19 protein-coding genes are annotated in these 19,884 nt (G+C 63.3%); 11 read left to right on the top strand and 8 right to left on the bottom strand.

The annotated features are described in order from the left end of the window. The first annotated feature begins 110 nt into the window (after nucleotides 1-110). On the top strand, nucleotides 111-1,046 hold the full coding sequence (locus tag B5525_RS08395; RefSeq protein ID WP_079565583.1) for an NAD(P)H-dependent flavin oxidoreductase: 936 nt from the start codon (nucleotides 111-113) through the stop codon (nucleotides 1,044-1,046). An 84-nt stretch (nucleotides 1,047-1,130) separates the two neighbouring features. Here B5525_RS08395 and B5525_RS08390 read toward each other — a convergent pair whose 3' ends face one another. Next, entirely contained in the window at nucleotides 1,131-2,099 is a 969-nt protein-coding gene (locus tag B5525_RS08390; protein ID WP_079565582.1) for a formylglycine-generating enzyme family protein, read from the bottom strand. A gap of 190 nt (nucleotides 2,100-2,289) precedes the next feature. Here B5525_RS08390 and B5525_RS08385 point away from each other — a divergent pair, with 190 nt between their 5' ends. After that, nucleotides 2,290-3,759 carry a glycosyltransferase gene (locus B5525_RS08385; RefSeq protein ID WP_079565581.1) on the top strand — a complete coding sequence of 490 codons (1,470 nt, stop codon included), beginning with the start codon at nucleotides 2,290-2,292 and terminating at the stop codon, nucleotides 3,757-3,759. A gap of 69 nt (nucleotides 3,760-3,828) precedes the next feature. Here the strand turns inward: B5525_RS08385 and sthA are convergent, their stop codons facing one another. After that, entirely contained in the window at nucleotides 3,829-5,220 is a 1,392-nt protein-coding gene (gene sthA / locus B5525_RS08380; protein WP_079573099.1) for a Si-specific NAD(P)(+) transhydrogenase, read from the bottom strand. A gap of 170 nt (nucleotides 5,221-5,390) precedes the next feature. On the opposite strand from sthA, the gene B5525_RS08375 reads away from it, so the two are divergent. The 3 genes from B5525_RS08375 to B5525_RS08365 all read left to right on the top strand — a co-directional run bounded on the left by B5525_RS08375 (nucleotide 5,391) and on the right by B5525_RS08365 (nucleotide 10,904). Next, the gene (locus B5525_RS08375; RefSeq protein WP_079565580.1) at nucleotides 5,391-6,797 is read left to right on the top strand and encodes an MFS transporter; all 1,407 of its coding nucleotides are present in this window, start codon (nucleotides 5,391-5,393) and stop codon (nucleotides 6,795-6,797) included. A gap of 116 nt (nucleotides 6,798-6,913) precedes the next feature. After that, on the top strand, nucleotides 6,914-8,209 hold the full coding sequence (locus B5525_RS08370) for an extracellular catalytic domain type 1 short-chain-length polyhydroxyalkanoate depolymerase (protein WP_079565579.1): 1,296 nt from the start codon (nucleotides 6,914-6,916) through the stop codon (nucleotides 8,207-8,209). 205 nt (nucleotides 8,210-8,414) lie between these two features. Then, nucleotides 8,415-10,904, top strand: a complete 2,490-nt coding sequence (locus B5525_RS08365; RefSeq protein WP_079565578.1) for a PAS domain-containing hybrid sensor histidine kinase/response regulator — start codon at nucleotides 8,415-8,417, stop codon at nucleotides 10,902-10,904. 13 nt (nucleotides 10,905-10,917) lie between these two features. On the opposite strand, the gene B5525_RS08360 is transcribed toward B5525_RS08365, so the two are convergent. Then, the gene (locus B5525_RS08360) at nucleotides 10,918-11,223 is read right to left on the bottom strand and encodes a hypothetical protein (RefSeq protein ID WP_079565577.1); all 306 of its coding nucleotides are present in this window, start codon (nucleotides 11,221-11,223) and stop codon (nucleotides 10,918-10,920) included. A 28-nt stretch (nucleotides 11,224-11,251) separates the two neighbouring features. Then, nucleotides 11,252-12,133: an SDR family oxidoreductase gene (locus B5525_RS08355; RefSeq protein WP_079565576.1), complete on the bottom strand. Its 882-nt coding sequence runs from the start codon at nucleotides 12,131-12,133 to the stop codon at nucleotides 11,252-11,254. Between the two features lie 136 nt (nucleotides 12,134-12,269). On the opposite strand from B5525_RS08355, the gene B5525_RS08350 reads away from it, so the two are divergent. Beyond that, nucleotides 12,270-12,647 carry a winged helix-turn-helix transcriptional regulator gene (locus tag B5525_RS08350; protein ID WP_079565575.1) on the top strand — a complete coding sequence of 126 codons (378 nt, stop codon included), beginning with the start codon at nucleotides 12,270-12,272 and terminating at the stop codon, nucleotides 12,645-12,647. A 26-nt stretch (nucleotides 12,648-12,673) separates the two neighbouring features. On the opposite strand, the gene B5525_RS08345 is transcribed toward B5525_RS08350, so the two are convergent. After that, on the bottom strand, nucleotides 12,674-13,342 hold the full coding sequence (locus B5525_RS08345; protein ID WP_079565574.1) for an MBL fold metallo-hydrolase: 669 nt from the start codon (nucleotides 13,340-13,342) through the stop codon (nucleotides 12,674-12,676). A 252-nt stretch (nucleotides 13,343-13,594) separates the two neighbouring features. Here B5525_RS08345 and B5525_RS08340 point away from each other — a divergent pair, with 252 nt between their 5' ends. The 5 genes from B5525_RS08340 (at nucleotide 13,595) to B5525_RS08320 (ending at nucleotide 17,413) form a co-directional block, all read left to right on the top strand. Further along, nucleotides 13,595-15,190: an alpha-amylase family glycosyl hydrolase gene (locus B5525_RS08340; protein WP_079573097.1), complete on the top strand. Its 1,596-nt coding sequence runs from the start codon at nucleotides 13,595-13,597 to the stop codon at nucleotides 15,188-15,190. Nucleotides 15,191-15,409: 219 nt separating this feature from the next. After that, the gene (locus tag B5525_RS08335) at nucleotides 15,410-15,850 is read left to right on the top strand and encodes a helix-turn-helix domain-containing protein (RefSeq protein ID WP_079565021.1); all 441 of its coding nucleotides are present in this window, start codon (nucleotides 15,410-15,412) and stop codon (nucleotides 15,848-15,850) included. Next, nucleotides 15,787-16,467, top strand: a complete 681-nt coding sequence (locus B5525_RS45285; protein WP_244567999.1) for an IS630 family transposase — start codon at nucleotides 15,787-15,789, stop codon at nucleotides 16,465-16,467. Before B5525_RS08335 ends, B5525_RS45285 begins: the two co-directional genes overlap by 64 nt. Nucleotides 16,468-16,514: 47 nt before the next feature. Further along, the gene (locus tag B5525_RS08325) at nucleotides 16,515-17,000 is read left to right on the top strand and encodes an MmcB family DNA repair protein (RefSeq protein ID WP_079565573.1); all 486 of its coding nucleotides are present in this window, start codon (nucleotides 16,515-16,517) and stop codon (nucleotides 16,998-17,000) included. A 179-nt stretch (nucleotides 17,001-17,179) separates the two neighbouring features. Further along, entirely contained in the window at nucleotides 17,180-17,413 is a 234-nt protein-coding gene (locus B5525_RS08320) for a DUF2934 domain-containing protein (protein ID WP_079565572.1), read from the top strand. 119 nt (nucleotides 17,414-17,532) lie between these two features. Here B5525_RS08320 and B5525_RS08315 read toward each other — a convergent pair whose 3' ends face one another. The 3 genes from B5525_RS08315 to B5525_RS08305 all read right to left on the bottom strand — a co-directional run bounded on the left by B5525_RS08315 (nucleotide 17,533) and on the right by B5525_RS08305 (nucleotide 19,791). Further along, a complete protein-coding gene (locus B5525_RS08315; protein WP_079565571.1) occupies nucleotides 17,533-17,802 on the bottom strand; it encodes a hypothetical protein in 270 nt (89 codons plus the stop codon). 141 nt (nucleotides 17,803-17,943) lie between these two features. Continuing rightward, nucleotides 17,944-18,993 carry a methyl-accepting chemotaxis protein gene (locus B5525_RS08310; protein WP_276328860.1) on the bottom strand — a complete coding sequence of 350 codons (1,050 nt, stop codon included), beginning with the start codon at nucleotides 18,991-18,993 and terminating at the stop codon, nucleotides 17,944-17,946. Between the two features lie 243 nt (nucleotides 18,994-19,236). Continuing rightward, the gene (locus tag B5525_RS08305) at nucleotides 19,237-19,791 is read right to left on the bottom strand and encodes an ActR/PrrA/RegA family redox response regulator transcription factor (RefSeq protein WP_079565569.1); all 555 of its coding nucleotides are present in this window, start codon (nucleotides 19,789-19,791) and stop codon (nucleotides 19,237-19,239) included. Nucleotides 19,792-19,884 lie beyond the last annotated feature (93 nt).

Raw genomic sequence — 19,884 nt, 5'->3', positions numbered from 1 at the left:
CGAAGACAAAGCGACCAGGTGAGCCGCGCCGGGATTGTCGGCCTGCCGGACATGCCGTAGCGTCATCTGCGAATTCTCCCGCCCGCCTGCCCTCACAGCAATGGACAACCATGAACCGCGTTCTCGCCCATACCGGCGCAAAATATCCGATTGTGCAGGCCCCGATGGGCTGGATCGCACGCACGCAACTGGCGTCGGCCGTATCACGCGCCGGCGGCCTCGGCATCATCGAGACCTCATCGGGCGAGACCGAGGCCTGTCAGGCCGAGATCGATAAAATGAAGGTGCTGGACCTGCCGTTCGGCGTCAATCTGCCGATCCGGTTTCTGCGCGACGACGCGATGCTGAAATTCGTCTGCAACTCCGGCGTTAAATTCGTCACCACCTCCGCTGGCAGCCCCGCAAAATTCGTCGCGCCGCTGAAGGCAGCGGGCATCATTGTCTACCACGCCGTGCCGACGGTGGAGGCCGCGCTGAAATGCGTCGACGCCGGTATCGACGGGCTGGTGGTCGAAGGCGCCGAGGGCGGCGGCTTCAAGAATCCGGAAGAAGTCTCGACCTTGGTGCTGCTGCAGGGGATTCGCGCGCGCTGCGACGTGCCGATGATCGCCGCCGGCGGCATCTGCGACGGCCGCGGCATGGCCGCCGCGTTTGCGTTGGGCGCCGAAGGCATCCAGATGGGCACGCGTTTTGTCAGCTGCAGCGAGAGCCCGGTGCACGCCAACTACAAGAACGCGATCGTGGATGCCATGGAGACCGGCACGCTGGTGCTCAACAAGAAATCCACACCCTGCATCCGCGCACTGAAGTCGCAGCGCACCAGGGCGATCTATGACGAGGGCCTGATGGCGCCGGACGCGCTGAAGGGAATTCGCGACGTCTATTTCCACGGCGACATGGAGGCGGCCCCGGCGCTGGCCGGGCAATCGGCCGGCCTGATCAACGAGGTGAAGCCGGCGCGCCAGATTATCGAGGAAACCGTGGCGCAGTTCTTCGCGATCACCGGCCGGCTCGGCGGATTGGCCGCGGCGAGGACGTTCGGATAACGCCACGATGAAACTAGCAAAGCCCCGTATCGACATCCGTTCTGCGACCAACAATGCGGCGACGCAGGCGCGGATCGGACGCATTCACGGCTGCACGTTCAGCGTCCGGACCACGCGAAAGCTGTAGCCGCCGCCGTGAAAGGCATCGTCGCGATAGCCTGCGCGCGATTTATCCGCCGACCAGTTCCAGATGCCGCCGCGCAGCATGTGCTTGTTGCAGTCGCCCTCGAGCCACGGCGCGCCGTCGGTTGGCGTGTCTTCGGTGTAGCGCTTGTTGAAGCAATCCTCGGTCCATTCCCAGACATTGCCATGCACCTGATAAAGTCCGAACGGGTTCGGCGCGTAGGAATCCACCACCGCCGGGCCCTTGCTGTCGACTCCGCGTGGCCCATTGGCGTAGGGCGTTCCGGCGGCGTAGTTGACGTCCAGCGAGGAAACAGTCTTGCCGAACCAGAACGGCGTCGTGGTGCCGGCGCGGGCGAAATATTCGCGCTCCGATTCACTCGGTAGCCGGTAGGTGCGGCCGACCTTGTGCGACAGCCAGGCCAGATAGGAATGTGCCGCCTCGAAGCTAATGCCCTGCGCCGGCAGGCGGCCGCGTCCAAATTCGCGGTCGTCGCCCTTGTTGCCGTCGCAGCCGCCGTCGGCAAGGCAGGCGTCCCACTCGTCGAACGAGACCGTGAAGCGTCCGACCGCGAAAGGCCGCGCGAAGCTGACGCGATGCAGCGGGTCTTCTCCCTTGTAGCGGTCGACTTCGGTGATGGGCGTGCCCATGATGAAGGACCCCTTCGGCACCACCACCATCTCCGGGCAGTTCTCGCATTCCTTGAAGCTGTCCTTTGGTTTGAGGGATTGTTCGATCTCCGGCGTCAGCGGCTGCACGCCTTTCGCCGCAAAGAATTGCCGCGATAGGGCGGCGGGCGCCGGAACCGTCTCCGCCGACGGCGTGGGCTCAGGCCTGACCCGCCTCGATTTGGCCGATGCGGCGCCGCCAAGCGAAATAGCCAGCGCGCCCGCGGCGAACGCGGCGAGCAGTTTAATTCCGACAGTCATGGGCAATCCTTCGCGCGGGAGGCAATAAGGCTTGGTCGCGTCGAAATGAGAATGCGTTCATGTGGGAACGGAAGTGGCCAGGCCGGGGTCCGATCGGCTGCCGGGCGGGCTCGGCGGCGCGGCCGTCAGAATTTACACCCTGGGGGCCTTCGGCTAAGAGAACTCTCCGTCTTCCGTTTCCGAGGCTGTAATGTATCTGAAGCAATCCGAAGCCACCGCTTCACTGCAGCTTTCCAGCCAGCGCAAGCGGGATCTGCTCGACCATTACGATGCCAATGGCGACGAGCTGGATCGCTGGCGCGAATTCAACGCCGCCTACCACGAAGACGATCAGAAATTCATGCGATTCCTGATTCCGCCGGGCAAGCGGGTGCTGGAATTGGGCTGTGGCCGCGGGGATTTGCTCGCCGCGCTGAGGCCTTCTTACGGCGTCGGCATCGATTTTGGCGCCGAGACCATCGCCAAGGCCAACGCCCGTCACCCCGAGCTGTATTTCGTGCTGGGCGACGTGGAGAGTCCGGCGGCGCTGGAGGGGATCGAGGGTCCCTTCGATTATATCGTGATCGCCGACACCATCGGCTTGTTCGAGGATATCGACGGTACGCTGAGGCTGGTGCATCAACTCTGCGCACCGTCGACGCGGATCGTGATTTCCTACTACTCCCATCTGTGGGAGCCGATCCTGAAGTTTGCCGAAGCGCTGCATCTGCGCAGCAAACAACCGAAGATCAACTATATCGCCACCGCCGACTTCCTCAATTTGATGGACCTCGCCGATTTCGAGGTCATTTGCACGGAACAGCGCCAGCTGCTGCCGCGGCGCTGGCTCGGCCTTGGGCCGTTCATCAACAAGTTCATCGCGCCGTTGCCGGGGATCCGGCATTTGTGCCTGCGGACCTATCTGGTCGGACGTCCGGTGCGGCAGTTTCCCGACCGGAAATTTTCCGCGAGCGTTCTCATTCCCTGCCGCAACGAGAAGGGCAACATCGAGAACGCGATCCTGCGCATGCCCCGGTTCGGCAGCGCACAGGAGATCCTGTTCGTGGAGGGAAATTCCAGCGACGGCACCTTCGAGGAATGCGAACGCGTTCGCGATGCCTACAAGGACAATTGGGACATCAAGGTCCTGAAGCAGGACGGCAGGGGCAAGGGTGACGCCGTCCGCAAGGGATTTGCCGCGGCGACAAACGACGTGCTGATGATCCTGGACGCCGACCTGACCATGCCCCCGGAAGCGCTGCCGAAATTTCACGCCATCATCGAGACCGGGAAGGCCGAATTCGTCAACGGCACCCGTCTGGTCTATCCGATGGAAGACGAGGCGATGCGTCCGCTTAATTTCATCGCCAACCGCTGCTTCGCCTATCTGTTCAGCTACCTCGTCAACACCAGGCTGACCGACACGCTGTGCGGCACCAAGGTCTTGCTGCGAAAAGACTACGAGGTGCTGGTGCGCGAGCGCGATTATTTCGGCAATTTCGATCCGTTCGGCGATTTCGACCTGATCTTCGGCGCCGCCAAGCAGAATTTGAAAATCATCGAGACGCCGATCCACTACAAGGCGCGCACCTTCGGTGAGACCCAGATCTCCCGCTTTCGCGACGGCTGGCTGCTGTTGAAGATGGTGTGGTTCGCCTATCGAAAATTGAAGGCGATTTGAGGCGGCATCGGCTCGATGCCGCAGATGGAGCGCTGTGATTGGGCATGCCCTCAACGCCGCCCGCCGGCCTTACCGGCTCATCCTGTTCCACGCATCCAGCCCGGCGATCTTGTAGGCTTCCGCCAGCGTCGGATAGTTGAAGGTGTTCTGGATGAAATAGTCGATGGTGCCTTTGAGGTTGAGCACGGCCTGGCCGATATGGATCAGTTCGGTGGCGCCTTCGCCGAGGATGTGCACCCCCAAAAGCCTCCTTGTCTTGGTCGAGAAGATCATCTTCATCATGCCGCTGTTGAGCCCCATGATGTGGCCGCGCGAGGTTTCGCGGAAACGCGCCACGCCGACCTCATAGGGGATGCCGCGGGTTCGCACCTCTTCCTCGGTCAATCCGGCGGTGGAGATTTCCGGCACCGAATAGATCCCGTAAGGGAAGAACTCCGGCGGCGCCATCGGCTCCATGCCCAGCGCATGGCAGGCCGCGACCCGTCCCTGCTCCATCGAGGTCGAGGCGAGGCTGGGAAAGCCGATCACGTCGCCGGCGGCATAAATGTGCGGCACGCTGGTTTGCAAGGTCACCGGGTCGACCGCGATGCGGCCGCGGTGATCGACCGCGATCCCGGCCGCTTCGAGATTGAGCCGGTCGGTGGCGCCGACGCGGCCGGCGGCGAACAGCAGCATCTCGGTGGTGACGTTGCGGCCATCGGAGAGTTTTGTGACGATGCTTCCGCTTTCGCTGCGCTCAATCGAATTGACGGCGGAGCCGAGCCGCACCGCGACATTGCGGTCGCGCAGCTCATGCATGAATTCCTCGATCAGCTCCTTGTCGATGAAATCGAGAAAAGTCGGCCGCGGCTCGATCAGGGTAACCGCGACGTCGAGCGCCGAGAAGATGGTCGCGTATTCGACGCCGATTACGCCGGCGCCGATCACGGCGAGGCTGCGCGGCAGTTTCGGCAGGTCGATGATCTCGTCGCTGTCGAACACGGATCTGCCGTCGAAGGGTACATAATCGGGACGGAACGGCCGCGTGCCGCAGGCGATCAGGATATGGGCGGCGGACACCACGCGGGTCTCGCCGCCGCCCGCATTGATCTCGATCTTGTTCGGCCCGAGAAAACGGCCCTCGCCCGAGGCGGTCTTGACCATGTTGCGGCTGAACTGATGTTCGAGCACTTCGACTTCGTGGTCGAGGGTCTTTTGCAGCCGCGCGATCAGGTCGGTGGCGCCGATATCCTGCTTGACCCGATAGGAGCGGCCGTAAAAGCCGCGCTCGCGCCAGCCCGAGAGATTGAGCACGGTCTCGCGCAGGGTCTTGGACGGGATAGTGCCGGTATGAACGGAAACGCCGCCCACCCGCCGGCCTTTTTCGACGACCAGCACCGATTTGCCGAGTTTTGCGAATTGCACCGCGGCGCGGCGACCGGAAGGACCGGAGCCGATCACAACCATGTCAAAGTCATACATCGAAAGGCGGTCCGAACGCTTGAAAAGCTGCCTGAAAATGCGGCCTTGGACCGTTTTCCATGCAGCAATCGGGCCAAGCACCCGGGCGATGCTTACCCCGGAGGTAATCGCGGGAATGACCCGAACATGCTCAATCCATGCAACGGATTTCGGATCGGGCCGCTCCCCCCATGCATCAGCTTGTTTCAGCCAATTTAGATTCCTCGCGCCGCTGGGCGGTGCTTGCGATCGTGGTCGCCGCCCAGTTCATGTTCGGCGTCGATGCCTTCGTCGTCAATGTTGCGATCCCGACCATCGCGGTCGAGCTGCATGCGAGTGACGCCCAGATCGAGGCCGTGATAGCGATCTATCTGATCGCCTATGCGACGCTGGTGGTCACCGGCGGTCGGCTCGGGGATATCTACGGCACCAAGATTATATTCCTGGCCGGCGTGCTCGGCTTCACCGTCACTTCGTTGTGGTGCGGACTGGCGCAGTCCGGCTTTGAACTGATCACGGCGCGGATGGCGCAAGGTGCGACCGCGGCGCTGATGGTGCCCCAGGTGCTCGCCACCCTGCATCTGCTGTTTTCGGACGGCGCGCGCGGCCGCGCCTTCGGCATTTACGGCATCGTGCTGGGGCTCGCCGGCGCCGCCGGTTTTCTGCTTGGCGGCGTGTTGGTGACCTTGGATATCGCGGGCTTCGGCTGGCGCACGGTGTTCTTCGTCAACGTGCCCTTCGGCCTCATCATCATCGTCGCGGCATTGAAGATCATGCCGTCGGTGCCGCGGCGCGCCGGCACGCGGCTCGATATACCAGGCGCGATCGTGCTGTTTGCGGGCCTGTTGTGCCTGATCGGGCCGCTGTTGTTCGGCCACGATGTGAATTGGTCGCCCCTGGTATGGGTGGTGATGGCGGCGGGCGTCGCCATCATTGCCGGCTTCCTGCGGCTCGAGCGATCGGTCGCAGCCAAGGGCGGTATGCCGCTGATCGATCTGGCGCTGCTTTCGGACGCGGCGTTCATGCGTGGCCTGTGTGCCGCCTTCTTCTTCTTTCTCGCGAACCTGTCATTCTATCTGGTGATGACCATGTTCATGCAGAAGGCGCTGCACGTTCCGCCGTTGCAGGCCGGTCTGGTGTTCGTGCCGCTGGCGCTGGCCTTTGTCGTTGCCTCCCGGCACAGCGGCGCACGGGCTCGGCAACGCGGCACGCTGGTGCTGATCGAAGGCTGCGCGGTCCAGGTTGCAGGGTTAGCAGCGCTGACACTAACGGTTGCATTGGTTGATTCGCCGGCCGCATTCGTGCTGGCGATGGCGCTGATGATTTTCGGCTACGGCCAGGGTCTGGTGATGGCGCCTTTGTCCAGCGCCGTGCTTTCCACGGTGAAGCCCGCAAGCGCCGGTTCGGGGTCGGGCATGTACGGCACGACGGCGCAAATAGCCAACGCCGCCGGTGTCGCGGCGATCGGCGCCGCATTCTTTGCAATTGAGGCGGCCGCCTCCGCGCGGCTGGCGCTTTTCGCCGCTTTCGTGCTGTTTGCGCTCTCGATCATGGCCAGCGCCGCATTCCTGTCATGGATGCGCCGCGCTGCGGCGTAAATGACACGTTGATTTGAAATTCTGGGGAATGACAGCACACGGCCTTTTTATTTTGCAGTGCAGCAACTATCTGTTCTTGGTCGGGTTGATTCAAACCTGTCGCCAAGGAGCTGCATTTGTCTCTCGCCAAGAATGTCGACTACCTGCGAGGTCTGCCAAAGCTGAGCAGCTTTGCGGATTTCGGGCGGACCCTCAGGCCGGGCCAACGCAGTCCTGTCGTCGAAACCAAAGATTTCGGGTCCAACCCCGGTAATCTCCGGATGTTCTCGTTCGCGCCCGACAATCTGCAGCCAGCGCCCGGCCTTGTCGTCGTGCTGCATGGCTGTGGTCAGACGGCGGCGGCCTACGATCTGGGCGCCGGCTGGTCGACCCTGGCGAAGCATTACGGTTTCGCGTTGCTGATGCCCGAACAGCAGTCGTTCAATAACGTCAACGGATGCTTCAACTGGTTCAATCCTGAAGACACCGCGCGCGATCGCGGCGAAGCCTGCTCGATCCGGCAGATGATCGCGCGGGCGGTTGAGGATATCGGTATCGACCGGACGCGCATCTTCGTCACCGGGCTTTCCGCCGGCGGCGCCATGACCTCGGTCATGCTCGCGACCTATCCGGAAATATTCGCGGGCGGCGCCGTCATCGCCGGCCTGCCGTATGGCGTGGCGAACAATATGCGCGAAGCCTTGAGCGGCATGTTCCAGTCGCCGCCACGCCCGGCGTCCGAATTGGGCGATCTGGTGCGCGAGGCCTCCCCTCACAAGGGCCCCTGGCCGAAGCTCTCGGTGTGGCATGGCAGTGCCGACCGCACGGTCAACCCCGCCAACGCCAACGAAATCGTCAAGCAGTGGCTCGACGTGCATCAATTGCCGCCGACGCCGATGTCGGAGGGCACCGTCAACGGCTATCCCCGCCAGGTCTGGTGGAACGCGGACGGCGAAACGGTCATTGAATCCTACACCATCACCGACATGGCCCACGGCACCCCGCTCGGCATTGGCGACAACGACAAGCGCTACGGCACCCAGGGCGCGTTCCTGATCGAGGCGGGCATCTCATCCTCGTATCAGATCGCAAATTTCTTTGGTCTGACCGAATGGATTCGCCGGTCGCAGGTGGCCACGAAGCCTTCCGTGAAGCTACCGGCCAAACCGCCTGCCAAGACGTCGCCGGCCAAGCCGCCTGCAGAGGCTGTGGTAAAGCCGGCCGCCGCTGTTGCCGCAAAGAAAGTCGCCAAGAAAATCCCGCTGGTTGCGCCAGAGCCCGCACCGGTACCGGCACCGGATCTCGCCCAGGTGCTGTGGCCGCTGGCGACCTTCAATCGTCCTGCCAAGCCACCGCAACAGCCGAAGCGGCGCGGCATCGACGTCGGCGGTGTCATCACCCGCGCGCTGACGGCGGCGGGCCTGATGAAATAACTCGGTGGCTGGCGGCACTGAATTGAGCCGCCAGCTTCCCGGCCGGATGGTTAACGGCGGCACCGCGCGCGCACTGGCGATTTTGTTCCGCCTTGCAGAAGATATTTTGGAACCCCTGGGCGGATCCACACGTTTGCTAGGCGTGTGACAGGCGGCTAAGTTCCCGGCCGATAATTGGGCTGAACTCGCCACCGATCGATCCCCGATGTTGAAAATCAACCGGCCGACTTCTGCGGATTTTCTCGCCGGCGGTGGCGAGATGGGCGCACTGACGCGGGATTATGACTGGTCGGCCACACCGCTCGGAAAGCCCGAGGCCTGGCCGCAAAGCCTGCGCACGGCGGTGCGCATCCTGCTCAACAGCAACCACCCGATGTTCATCTGGTGGGGCCCCGATCTCATTCAATTCTACAACGACGCCTATCGCCAGACCATGGGGCCCGAGCGGCACCCGAGCGCGCTCGGTCAGCGCGGGCGGGAATGCTGGGTGGAAATCTGGCCCATCATCGGGCCGCAGATCGAACAGGTGATGAGCGGTGGCGGCGCGACCTGGCATGAGAATCAGCTCGTTCCGGTAACCCGTCACGGCCGGCTCGCGCAGGTCTACTGGACCTATGGCTACAGCCCGATCGATGAAGGCGACCGGGTCGGAGGCGTGCTGGTGGTATGCCGCGATGTGACCAAGGATTATCTCGCCGCCGCCGAACTGCGGGAACGCGAGGCCGAACTGGCGCGTGTGCAGCAAATCGGCCAGATCGGCGGCCTCGAGGTCGACTTGCGAACCGGTTTCCGCAATCGCCGGTCGCCGGAATATCTGCTGATCCATGGGCTGCCGCCGGACGCGGCCAGCGAGACCCATGAGGATTGGGTGAAACGCATCCATCCCGAGGATCGGGAGGCGACCGAACGGAAATTCCGCGACGCCATCGCCGGTGACGCGCGCGAATACACCGTGCAGTACCGCATCATTCGCCCCAGCGACGGCGAGACCCGCTGGATATCGGTCAAATCCACCATCGAACGCGACGCGCAGGGAAGGGCCATCCGCCTGGTCGGCGCGCATACCGACGTCACCGAACAGGTGATGGCCGAGCAGGCGCTTCGGCAAAGCGAAGAGCGCTATCGCAAGCTGGCCGACCAATTGGCGGAGCTGAACGCGACGCTGGCGCAGCGCGTCGAGGAAAAGACGAGGGAACGCGACCGGATCTGGAACGTGTCGCAGGATCTGCTGGTGGTCGCCGACCGCAACGGGGTCTGGCAAACCGTCAACCCGGCATGGACGAGAACGCTTGGCTGGAGCGAGGCTGAACTGCTCAACCGCACCTCTGATTGGCTGGAGCATCCCGACGACAATGGGTTGACGCAGGCGCAGGTCAAGAAGCTCGCGACCTCCGGAACCACGGTCCGGTTCGAGAGCCGCTTTCGTCACAAGGACGGCTCCTACCGCTGGCTGTCATGGATGGGAGTGTCCGACAATGATCGCATTTATGCGGTCGCCCGCGACGTGACCGCCGAGAAGGCGGCGGCCGAGCGGCTGCGGGCCACCGAGGAGGCCCTGCTGCAGTCCCAGAAGATGGAAGCGGTGGGGCAATTGACCGGCGGCATCGCCCACGACTTCAACAATCTTCTGACCGGTATCGTCGGCTCGCTGGACCTGCTGCAGACCAGGCTCAACCAGGGACGTACCGACAATGTCGCGCGCTATATCAATGCGGCGATGACGTCGGCGAACCGCGCTGCTGCGCTGACCCATCGCCTGCTGGCTTTTGCGCGACGGCAGCCGCTGATTCCGAAAAGCGTCGACGTCAATCAGCTGGTGGTGTCGCTGGAGGATCTGCTGCGCCGGACCATCGGCGAGACCATCGATCTCAGGATTGCCGCGGCGAACGATCTGTGGAGCACGCTGTGCGATCCCAATCAGCTGGAAAGCGCGCTGCTCAATCTCGCGATCAACGCCCGCGATGCCATGCCGGATGGCGGCAGGCTCACCTTCGCCACTGCCAACGCGCGGCTCGACAGCGTGACCGCGGACACGCCCGCGCTCGCGCCCGGCGATTATGTCAGCATCACCGTCACCGACACCGGTGTCGGCATGAGCGCCGAAGTGGCGGCGCGCGCCTTCGATCCGTTCTTCACCACCAAGCCGATCGGGCAGGGCACCGGGCTCGGGCTTTCCATGATCTACGGATTTGCCCGGCAGTCGAACGGCCACGCGACCATCGACAGCACGATCGGGCGGGGCACGACGGTCAGGCTCTATCTGCCGCGGCATCACGGCGACGTCGCCGCGGCGCAGGCCTCGGTCGCCCGGGCTGCCGAGCACGCCGCCATCGGCGAAACTGTGCTGGTCATCGAGGACGAGCCGGTGGTGCGCGCCGTGGTCCTGGAGATGGTCGCCGAGCAGGGCTACCGGACGCTGGAGGCCGTCGATGGACCATCCGGGCTGAAGGTCCTGCGCTCCAATGCGCGGATCGATCTTTTGGTCACCGACGTCGGCCTGCCCGGCATGAACGGCCGCCAGGTCGCCGACCAGGCGCGCGAGACCCGGCCCGATCTGAAAATCCTGTTCATCACCGGCTATGCCGAGAGCGCGGCGATAGCGGATGGCTTCCTGCAGCCCGGCATGGAGATGATCACCAAGCCGTTCGACCTCGATCATCTCGCCCAGCGCATCCGCGCGATGATTTCGGGGTAGGGCGTTTTTAAGACTATACGGTCTCGCCGATCAGCTCGATCGGGGTCACCGTGACCTCGCCGCCGGCGGCCACCTGCTTTGTCTTTTCCGTATAATGCTTGAAGAAATCGCGCGACTGTAGTGTCTTGACGGCCTGCTCGTCGGCGGCCGCGGCGAGATGAAAATAGCTGGCATCGTCGCGGTTCTTCATGACGCGGTAACCGATCTTTCCTTTTAGTTCGGGATCGCCGTCGAGTGCGGCGATGAAGTTGCGGACCTCCCGATGCCATTCTTCCGGGGTGCCGTTGGCGAACTGATATTTGATCATGAAGTGCTTCATCGCACGCTCTCCCGGGGCTGATCGGATGTCAGATTTTCGGAGGCGGCGCTTCGCCGCGAAACAACGCTGCGTTACGCTCTGCAAATTCGTCAAATGACGTCGGCGGCCGCCCGAGCAGCGCCGCGGCGTCGGGCCAGACCTTTGCCTCCTTGCCGTTGCGGCGCTCGGCGAACAGTTCGAACAGCGCGTCGGCCAGATAGGGCGGCATTCCCGCCGCAAGCTGGGCCTGTCTGGCCGCCTCCGGCCGCACGTTGACATAGCGAACGGTCTTCCCGGTGGCGGCGGAAAGTTTTGCGGCCACCTCCGTCATGGTCAGCGCCTGCGGGCCGGTGAGCGGATAGATCCTGCCCTCGTGTCCGGAGCCGGTCAGCACGCTGGCGGCGATCTCGGCAATGTCGCCGACATCGATCGAGGCGATCCGGGCGTCTTCCATCGGCAGGAACATCGCGCCCTTGGCGGTGATATTGGGCACCTGCCGGAAATAAGCGGGCATGAACTCGCCGGCCCGCAAATGCGTGAACGCCATCCCGGAGGCTTCCAGCCGCTGCTCGATTTCGCCATGCATGCGCGCGAAGCGAAACGCTGAATCAAGCTCCGGCATGATTCCGGACAGTTTGACGACGTGCTGTACGCCCGCCTTCTTCGCGGCCTCGATGAAGTTCGACTGCACCTCGAGCATCATGGGATCCGACGAGGAGATCAGCATGGCGCGGTCGACGCCGCGCAGTGCGGCTACCAGCGTCTCGGGCCGCGCCATATCGCCCTGCACGATCTCGACATGCGGCAGGGCCGCGATCGACTCGGCCCTGGCCGGATTGCGCACCAGCGCGCGCACGCCGACGCCCCGCGCCGACAACAGGCGCAACAGCTCCCTGCCGTTCAGTCCCGTGGCGCCTGTCACGAGGATCATTGCGCGTCTCCCGTTGCAGACCCCAATCTGGCGCCGTCAGGAGCGATAACGCAAGTATGGACAAAAATGATACTATGGACTTTTACGCGCCTCCTCGTAGTCTCAACTGCGGCTGAGCGAGCGTGGAGGTGACGCCATGGCGAATACAAAATCAGCGCAAGCCTGCGGGTGCCCGGTGGCGGCGTTCCAGAAGATGATCAGCGGCAAGTACAAGCTGCGGATCGTCTGGGATCTGCAGGACGGCCCGAAGCGCTATGGCGAGATCCGCAGCGGTCTGTTGCGCGGCGCCAGCGGCAGCTCGGCCATTGCGCCCCGCGTGCTCTCCCGCGAATTGAAAGCGCTGACCGAGAGCGGCCTGATCGACCGCAGGGATTATGGTGTGGTGCCGCCCAAGGTCGAATATCGCCTGACCCGCAAGGGCAAGAGTTTTGTCCCGGTGATCGCCGCCATCCGCAATTGGGGCGCGCGCCATCTGGCGGCAAGCGACACCGTTGAAATGGTCGCGGCCGAATAGCCGGACCCGCTGCCCCGAGCCCTGCGCTACATCGCGCCGGTGAGGAACGGGTTGGTCATCCGCTCCTGGCCGATGCTGGAGCCGGGGCCGTGGCCGCAGATGAATCCGACATCGTCGCCGAGCGGCAGCAGCTTGTCGACGATCGACTTGATCAGTGTGGCGTGATTGCCGCCGGGAATGTCGCTGCGGCCGACCGAGCCGCTGAACAGCACGTCGCCGACATGCGCAAAGCGCATTTCCTCGTTGTAGAACACCACGCTGCCCGGCGAATGGCCGGGGCAGTGCAGGATGTCGAAACTCAGTTCGCCGATCGAGACATGGTCGCCTTCGTTGAGCCAGCGGTCCGGCGCGAAATCGCGCACGCCCGTCATGCCGAACCGGGCGCCGCTCGACACCACGTTGTCGAGCAGGAATTTGTCGTCGATATGCGGACCTTCGATCGGCACCTGGAGCGCGTCACGCAACTCGGCGGCGCCGCCGACATGGTCGATATGGCCATGGGTCAGCCAGATCTTCTCGACGGTAACCTTGGTTTGCCTGATCGCTTCCAGGATTTTCGGCACCTCGCCGCCGGGGTCGATCACGACGGCCTTCTTGGTCGCTTCGCACCAGAGCAGCGTGCAGTTCTGCTCGAACAGCGTCACCGGAATGATGGCGGCGCCGGCCTTCGCCTTGGTCTCGGTTTCCTGGTTCATGTCAGCACAATGCCTATTCTTTACGGCCCGCCAAGTGAAAGATTCGGGCATGGTTGCGAGATATGGCGTCACGCCGGCTGCGGCTAGGTCCCGGACCCGTGATCCCCCGTGATTCTTGGGGTCGCTGGCGGTGTGTCATATCCGCGTCGCTGTTGTCAGGCGGGGTCCGGGACGGGGATCGTTTTCGCCTGAACCCGATTGGGGGTGCGGCGTTACCCCGCGCAACGGACCTAACGAGATATGATTGGTGCGATGAAACAAAGCGACGAAATCTGGTGGCGGCACGGCGTGTTCTATCAAATCTACCCGCGGTCGTTTCAGGATTCCAACGCCGACGGGGTCGGCGACATCAGGGGGATCATCGACCGGCTGCCCTATCTGCAGGCGCTCGGTATTGATGCGATCTGGCTGTCGCCGGTCTTCCCGTCGCCGATGGCCGATTTCGGTTACGATATCGCCGACTATACCGGCATCGATCCGCTGTTCGGCATGATGGCGGATTTCGATGATCTCATGAGCGCGGCGCATGCGAGCGGGTTCAAGGTGATCCTCGATCTCGTCCCGAACCATACCTCCGATCAGCATCCATGGTTCGTCGAGAGCCGCGGTTCACGCGATAACGCCAGGCGCGACTGGTACATCTGGCATGAGCCGGCCGCCGATGGCGGCCCGCCGAACAACTGGCTGTCGGAATTCGGCGGCAGCTCATGGACGTTCGACGCGGCGACCTCGCAATATTACTATCACGCCTTCCTCGCCCAGCAGCCGGACCTGAACTGGCGCAATCCCGCGGTGCGCCACGCCATCCATGACGTGATGCGGTTCTGGCTTGGCAAGGGCGTCGACGGTTTCCGGGTCGACGTGATCTGGCATCTGATCAAGGATGCGGAATTTCGCGACAATCCGCCCAACCCGCATTTCCGCGAAGGGCGGCCGCCGCACGAGAAGATCCTGACGCGATATTCCACCGATCAGCCCGAAGTGCACGAGGTGATCGCCGAGATGCGGCGCGTGATCGACGAATTCGACGATCGCGTGCTGATCGGCGAGATCTATTTGCCGCTGCACCGGCTGGTCGCCTATTACGGCAACGACCTCGGCGGCGCGCATCTGCCGTTCAACTTCGCGCTGTTGTCGACGCTGTGGAGCGCGCGGTCGATCGAGAAGATCATCGCCGATTACGAGGCGGCGCTGCCGGCGGGAGCGTGGCCGAACTGGGTGCTCGGCAATCACGACCGGCCGCGGGTGGCGAGCCGGGTGGGGCCGGATCAGGCGCGGGTAGCCGCGATGCTGCTATTGACCTTGCGGGGAACGCCGACGTTCTATTACGGTGACGAAATCGGCATGCATCAGGTCGCGATCGCGCCCGAACGGGTCCGCGATCCCTTTGAGAAGAACGTGCCGGGCATCGGGGTCGGCCGCGACGGCTGCCGCACGCCGATGCAATGGGACGCGACGGCTCATGGCGGCTTCTCGCGTGCGATGCCCTGGTTGCCGCTGCCGGACGATTTCGTCCATGAGAACGTGGTCAATCTGGAAGCGGACGCGCGATCGATTCTCAGCCTCTACAAGGCGCTGATCACGTTGCGAAGAAAGCTTCTGCCCCTGCGATCCGGCGATTACGTGCCGATCGCGGCGCAGGGCGACCTGTTGCTCTACCGGCGGCAAAGCGAGGGGCAGGCGGTGGTGATCGCGCTGAATCTGGGAGACCAGCCGGTCTCGATCGCCTCGGGCGCCGCGGGGCTGAACGGCGACATCCTGCTTTCAACGTTCCTGGATAGGGAAGCCGAGAAGGTCGACGGCACGCTCGATCTGCGCGGCAATGAAGGGGTGATGATCGGAGTTTAAGCCAGCAGCATCTCGGAAGGAAACTGGCTCCCCATCTACGCCCGAGCGATTCTCTCACGCTGGGTGGCCAGCCTTGCCCGCGGCGTCGATGTCGCTGCGCTTGAGCACGGTCGAGTTCCGGGCGCAGCCCAGCTTCGGGCCGACTAAGCAGGTTTCATCTTACTGGCCAACGGATGCCGGGCGTGATTCCGTCTTCGCACTGATTCGCGGAGGCGAGACATGGCAGGTAAATCTCCAGTCGTGGCGAGTGAAGAGCAGCAGGCGGCATTGCGGACCCTTGCAGTTTCGCGCGATCGCGGGGAGGCGGATCGGGCGAGAGCCGTATTGCTGACGTTATCGGGTTGGACCAGCCCACGCATTGCGGAAGCGTTCGGCGTTCGCGAGGATACGGTGCGTCTGTGGCGCAGCGATTTTGCGCGCGGCGGGGTCGAGGCACTCAAGACGAGCCCTGCACCGGGACCGGCCCCTGTCAAAGCGGAAGCTGCGCTGAGAGTTGCGAGGCCATTGCTGGAAGCGCCGGTTGCCGACCGGCACAACTGGACGCTGGCGCGCCTCATTGGCGAGATCGAGGCCCGCGAGGGCGTCACCATCTCCAAATCGCGTCTGTCCAAGGTGCTACGCAAAAAAAGTTCCGCTGGCGCCGACCGCGACACACCCTGAAGGGCCGCCAGGACGCCGATGCCGTCGACCGCGTGGGCCTCAGGCTGGCACTGCGAAAGGCGCAGGCAGAGGCCGGTGATATCGTGCTTCTCTTCGCCGATGAGAGCGAGGCGTTGACGCATCCTTATCTGGCCAGAGCCTGGGCCAAGTGTGGCGCCGATCTGCGGGTGCAGGCGCCAGGACAGGCCAAGAAGGTTGCGATGATGGGAGCGCTCGATCACACCGCGCGCAAGCTCATTGTGCACACAAGCCGAACCAAGCGTAGCACCGATTTCATTGCGCTCTTGGAAACGCTCGACGGTCTGTATGGCCCGAGGCCGGGTCTGCCGACGAAACCCGTCGTCGTCGTGCTCGACAACGGGCCGATCCACGTGAGCAAGGCGACAACCGCTGCCCTCACGGCCCGTGCCCACTGGCTCACCGTCGAATGGCTGCCCAAGTACGCGCCCGAACTCAACGACATCGAAGTTGTCTGGCACGATCTCAAAGCCCATCATCTGGCCCACCAGACCTTCACCGATGCCGAAGCTCTCGATCGAGCAATCCACGCCGCCGTAACCTCCTTGAACTCCGAGCGAAACCTCGATCCGTTGGCCAAACAAAGAATCTCTGCTTAGCGTGCTACGCGATGGAGAACGAAACCGGAATCTGATAGAGTACGGCCATGGAATCGCCCGCCCGCCAGATCGGCCTCGTGCCTCCGCCCGACCGCCGTCAGTCGGAGACGGCGCTCGCGATCGCGCGCGGCACGACGCGGCTATTACGATCGCTGGGATTTTCCTGCATCAGCGAATTGCCACTGCCTTCCGGCCGCCGCGCCGATCTGGTGGCGATCAACGAACGCGGCGAAATTTGGATCGTCGAGATCAAATCCTCGATCGAGGATCTGCGCGCCGACCAGAAATGGCAGGACTACCGGATGCATTGCGACCGGCTGTTCTTTGCCTTCACCCAGGACCTGCCCTGCGAGATCTTCCCTGTGGATACCGGCCTGATTGTCGCCGACGCCTATGGCGCGCATCTGCACTGCGAGGCGCCCGAGCACCGGCTGCCGGCGCCGACCCGCAAGCTGATGACGGTGCGGTTTGGGCTTGCCGCGGCGCAGCGGCTCAACCGGCTGATCGATCCGCAGGGCCACGCCGAGTTTTAGCGAGCGGACCCATTGGCACCGGCCAAATGAGGCAAGCTCCCTTGTTTGACGCGTTTTTCTTCGCACGAACCGCCCCCCTTCGCTCGAAACGCGATAGATTTGCTGCAGGGCAGCAGGCGTTAAGATTTCGTTAACCTTACCGAAGCAAGATTTCGAGGGGCTTACCGAAAGGACAAGTCGTGACAAACCTGGAAGAGGCAATTCGGGAACGTGCCTATCATCTCTGGACCGCCGATGGTCAACCCGAGGGCAAGGCGGACCTCTATTGGCTGAACGCGCAGCGGGAAATTCTGACGACATCATTCGAAGGATCGACCAGCAGCACGGCCGCCGATTCGGCGCCGGTCGCGGCCAAGCCCGTGAAAAAAGCGAGGGCCGCCCGGTCGGAAAAAAAGAAAGTCCGGGCTGCTTAAGTCCGGTTTCAATCTCGTAACGCAGGATAAAGACATGATTGCCGAGGCCCGGGGTGGCTCGACCACCCCGTTGCCACCCCAATTCTGTCCTGAGGATCTGCGGTAAAGTTTCGCGGCTCTCACTTGTTCGTCAGGCCGAGCAACGTCTCCAGGTGCTCGAGTGTTCGCGCGAGCTGGACGGTTTCCCGTTTCAGGTCCACCAAACCTTGCTGGGAGCCTTGCTCGACGATTTCGAGGATCTCGCCGCGAATGACAGCGAGCTTCTTGCGCCAGGTTTCCATCTGGATCCGGTCGGCAAGCCTGGACGCAAAGAAGTCATCGATTGGTTTTTGATCTGGTTCGGGAACGGAAGTGTTGGGCCCGCTGTGTAGCATCGTCATGCGCACCATCGATGAATGATTCGGCTACAACCTTCGCCGCGAAATGTGTCAAAGTTGATAATCTGAAGAAGGCGCGAGATAGGCAAATTGGCGGCAAGCGTTTCTGGCTGTTGCCATAACATGTCGATTTATGATTTTAGCTTTGGCTGATCAGCGAAGGATCACGCCGAACCAGCCGAGACCCTTATACGTCTCGTAGCCGGGGGTGAGGTGAAACGCCACCTGCCGGCCGGAATTGTCCCTGTACACGCCGCTCTTGCCGCCCTTAAGCGTCAGCGGCACCTGCTCGGTGAGCAGTCCCTGGCCGTCGGACGAGGCGATGACGCGGAATTTCGAATCCACCAGCAGCACGCGGGCCTTGTCGTCGTCGACGCGGACGCCTTCGACGATGGCGCGGGCTTGCGTCTCCCAATCGAAGTGGATGGCCAGCACGCCGAGTGGCTTGCCATTGGCATCGCCGCCTTCGCGGACGCTGGCGCAATAGGTCGCGACCGGGGCATTGCCGAGCAGCGGCTGACGCTCGATGTCGCCGGCGACGTAGTCGTCGCCGGATCGCAGCTTGAGCGCGTCCTGAAACCAGCGCGTCTGGGCCACGTTCGCGCCCTTGACGGCGTAGCGGTCCGACCGGGCGCTGGCCAGCACATTGCCGCTGAGGTCGCACAGCCAGAGATCGAGATAGACGGTATAGGCGCGCAGGATCACCGCCAGCCGTTCGGCGACGTAGGAAGCGTGCGCCGCGCTGGGATCGGCGGCACAATCCACCACGGCGGAATCGGTGGCCCACCAGCGCACGTCGCAGGTGCGCTCGTACAGGTTCCGGTCGATCAGCTCGATGGCGTTGAGGGCGAGATCGACCATGCGCTCGCCGCGTGAACGCTCGGTCATTTGTTCGATCGACTGCATCAGATTCGCGGTCCGCCGGGTGAGCTGGCTTTCCAGCTCACGCGAGATCGTCTCCACCTTCTGGCCGACGCTGCGGACTTCCTGCGCCACCACGGCGAAGCCCGCGCCGAGCGCGCCCGCGCGCGAACTCTCGATCAGCGCGTTCAGCGCCAGCATTTTCATCTGGTTGGTGATCTGTTGGATCGACCTGGCCTTCTCGCAGGCGACCTGGTCGACCTCGGCGGTCAATCGCGCGATCAGGGTGGAAATATCCGACCCGTCTTCACGTGCCTCGGGTTCCGACGATGCGGCCATCATGTTGCTGGTGTATTTGATCGCAGCGACCATCGGCCTCATTCCCTGGGGCTGGTTCGATATGTTCAATTCAGCGCGCCGGACGCACCGGTATTAACATAAGATTTGCTGCCGCTTGCTTAACGACCCGCTACTTGCGCGGCGTTCCGGGTGCGTAAAAATGCTGATGTAGTGATCAAAGATGCGGCAACCTGCCTGCAAGCGCATCAGGCAAGGCCGTCTATGACTCCGCGCGCTGAATCAAAGCTATCGCGGCGCGCGTTTGGCGAGGATCCGCTGCAGGGTGCGGCGATGCATGTTCAGCCTCCGCGCGGTTTCCGAAACGTTGCGGTCGCACATTTCGTAGATGCGCTGGATGTGTTCCCAGCGTACGCGATCCGCCGACATCGGGTTGGTCGGCGGCTCGGATTTTTCGGTGCCGCTGGCGAGCAGCGCCGCGACGACGTCGTCGGCGTCCGCCGGCTTCGAAAGATAATCGACTGCGCCCATCTTCACCGCGGTCACGGCGGTGGCGATGTTGCCGTAGCCGGTCAGCACGATGGCGCGTGCGTCCGGACGCTTGCGCTTCAGCGCCGACACCACGTCAAGGCCGTTGCCGTCGCCGAGGCGCAGATCCACCACCGCGAAAGCCGGCGCCGCCTTGCCGATCTCTGCCAATCCATCGCTGACGCTGTCGCAGGACGTCACGGTGAAGCCGCGGGTTTCCATGGCGCGCGACAGCCGCTCCAGGAACGGCTTGTCGTCTTCCACGATCAGTAGCGATCGGTCGGCGTGGCCGGTCAGTTCAGCGATGGCATTCACGGTTCAGGTATCCCTTTATCAGCCGTCCAACATATGGGCAGCCAAAGCGGGCTGCCAAGGCTTAATCCGTCGCCCCGGCCTCGAGCCGGGGCC

It is taken from the genome of Bradyrhizobium erythrophlei, assembly GCF_900129505.1.
GTDB lineage: Bacteria > Pseudomonadota > Alphaproteobacteria > Rhizobiales > Xanthobacteraceae > Bradyrhizobium > Bradyrhizobium erythrophlei_D.
The sequence above is the reverse complement of the archived record's forward strand: the minus strand, read 5'-3'. Positions and strand labels throughout refer to the sequence as shown.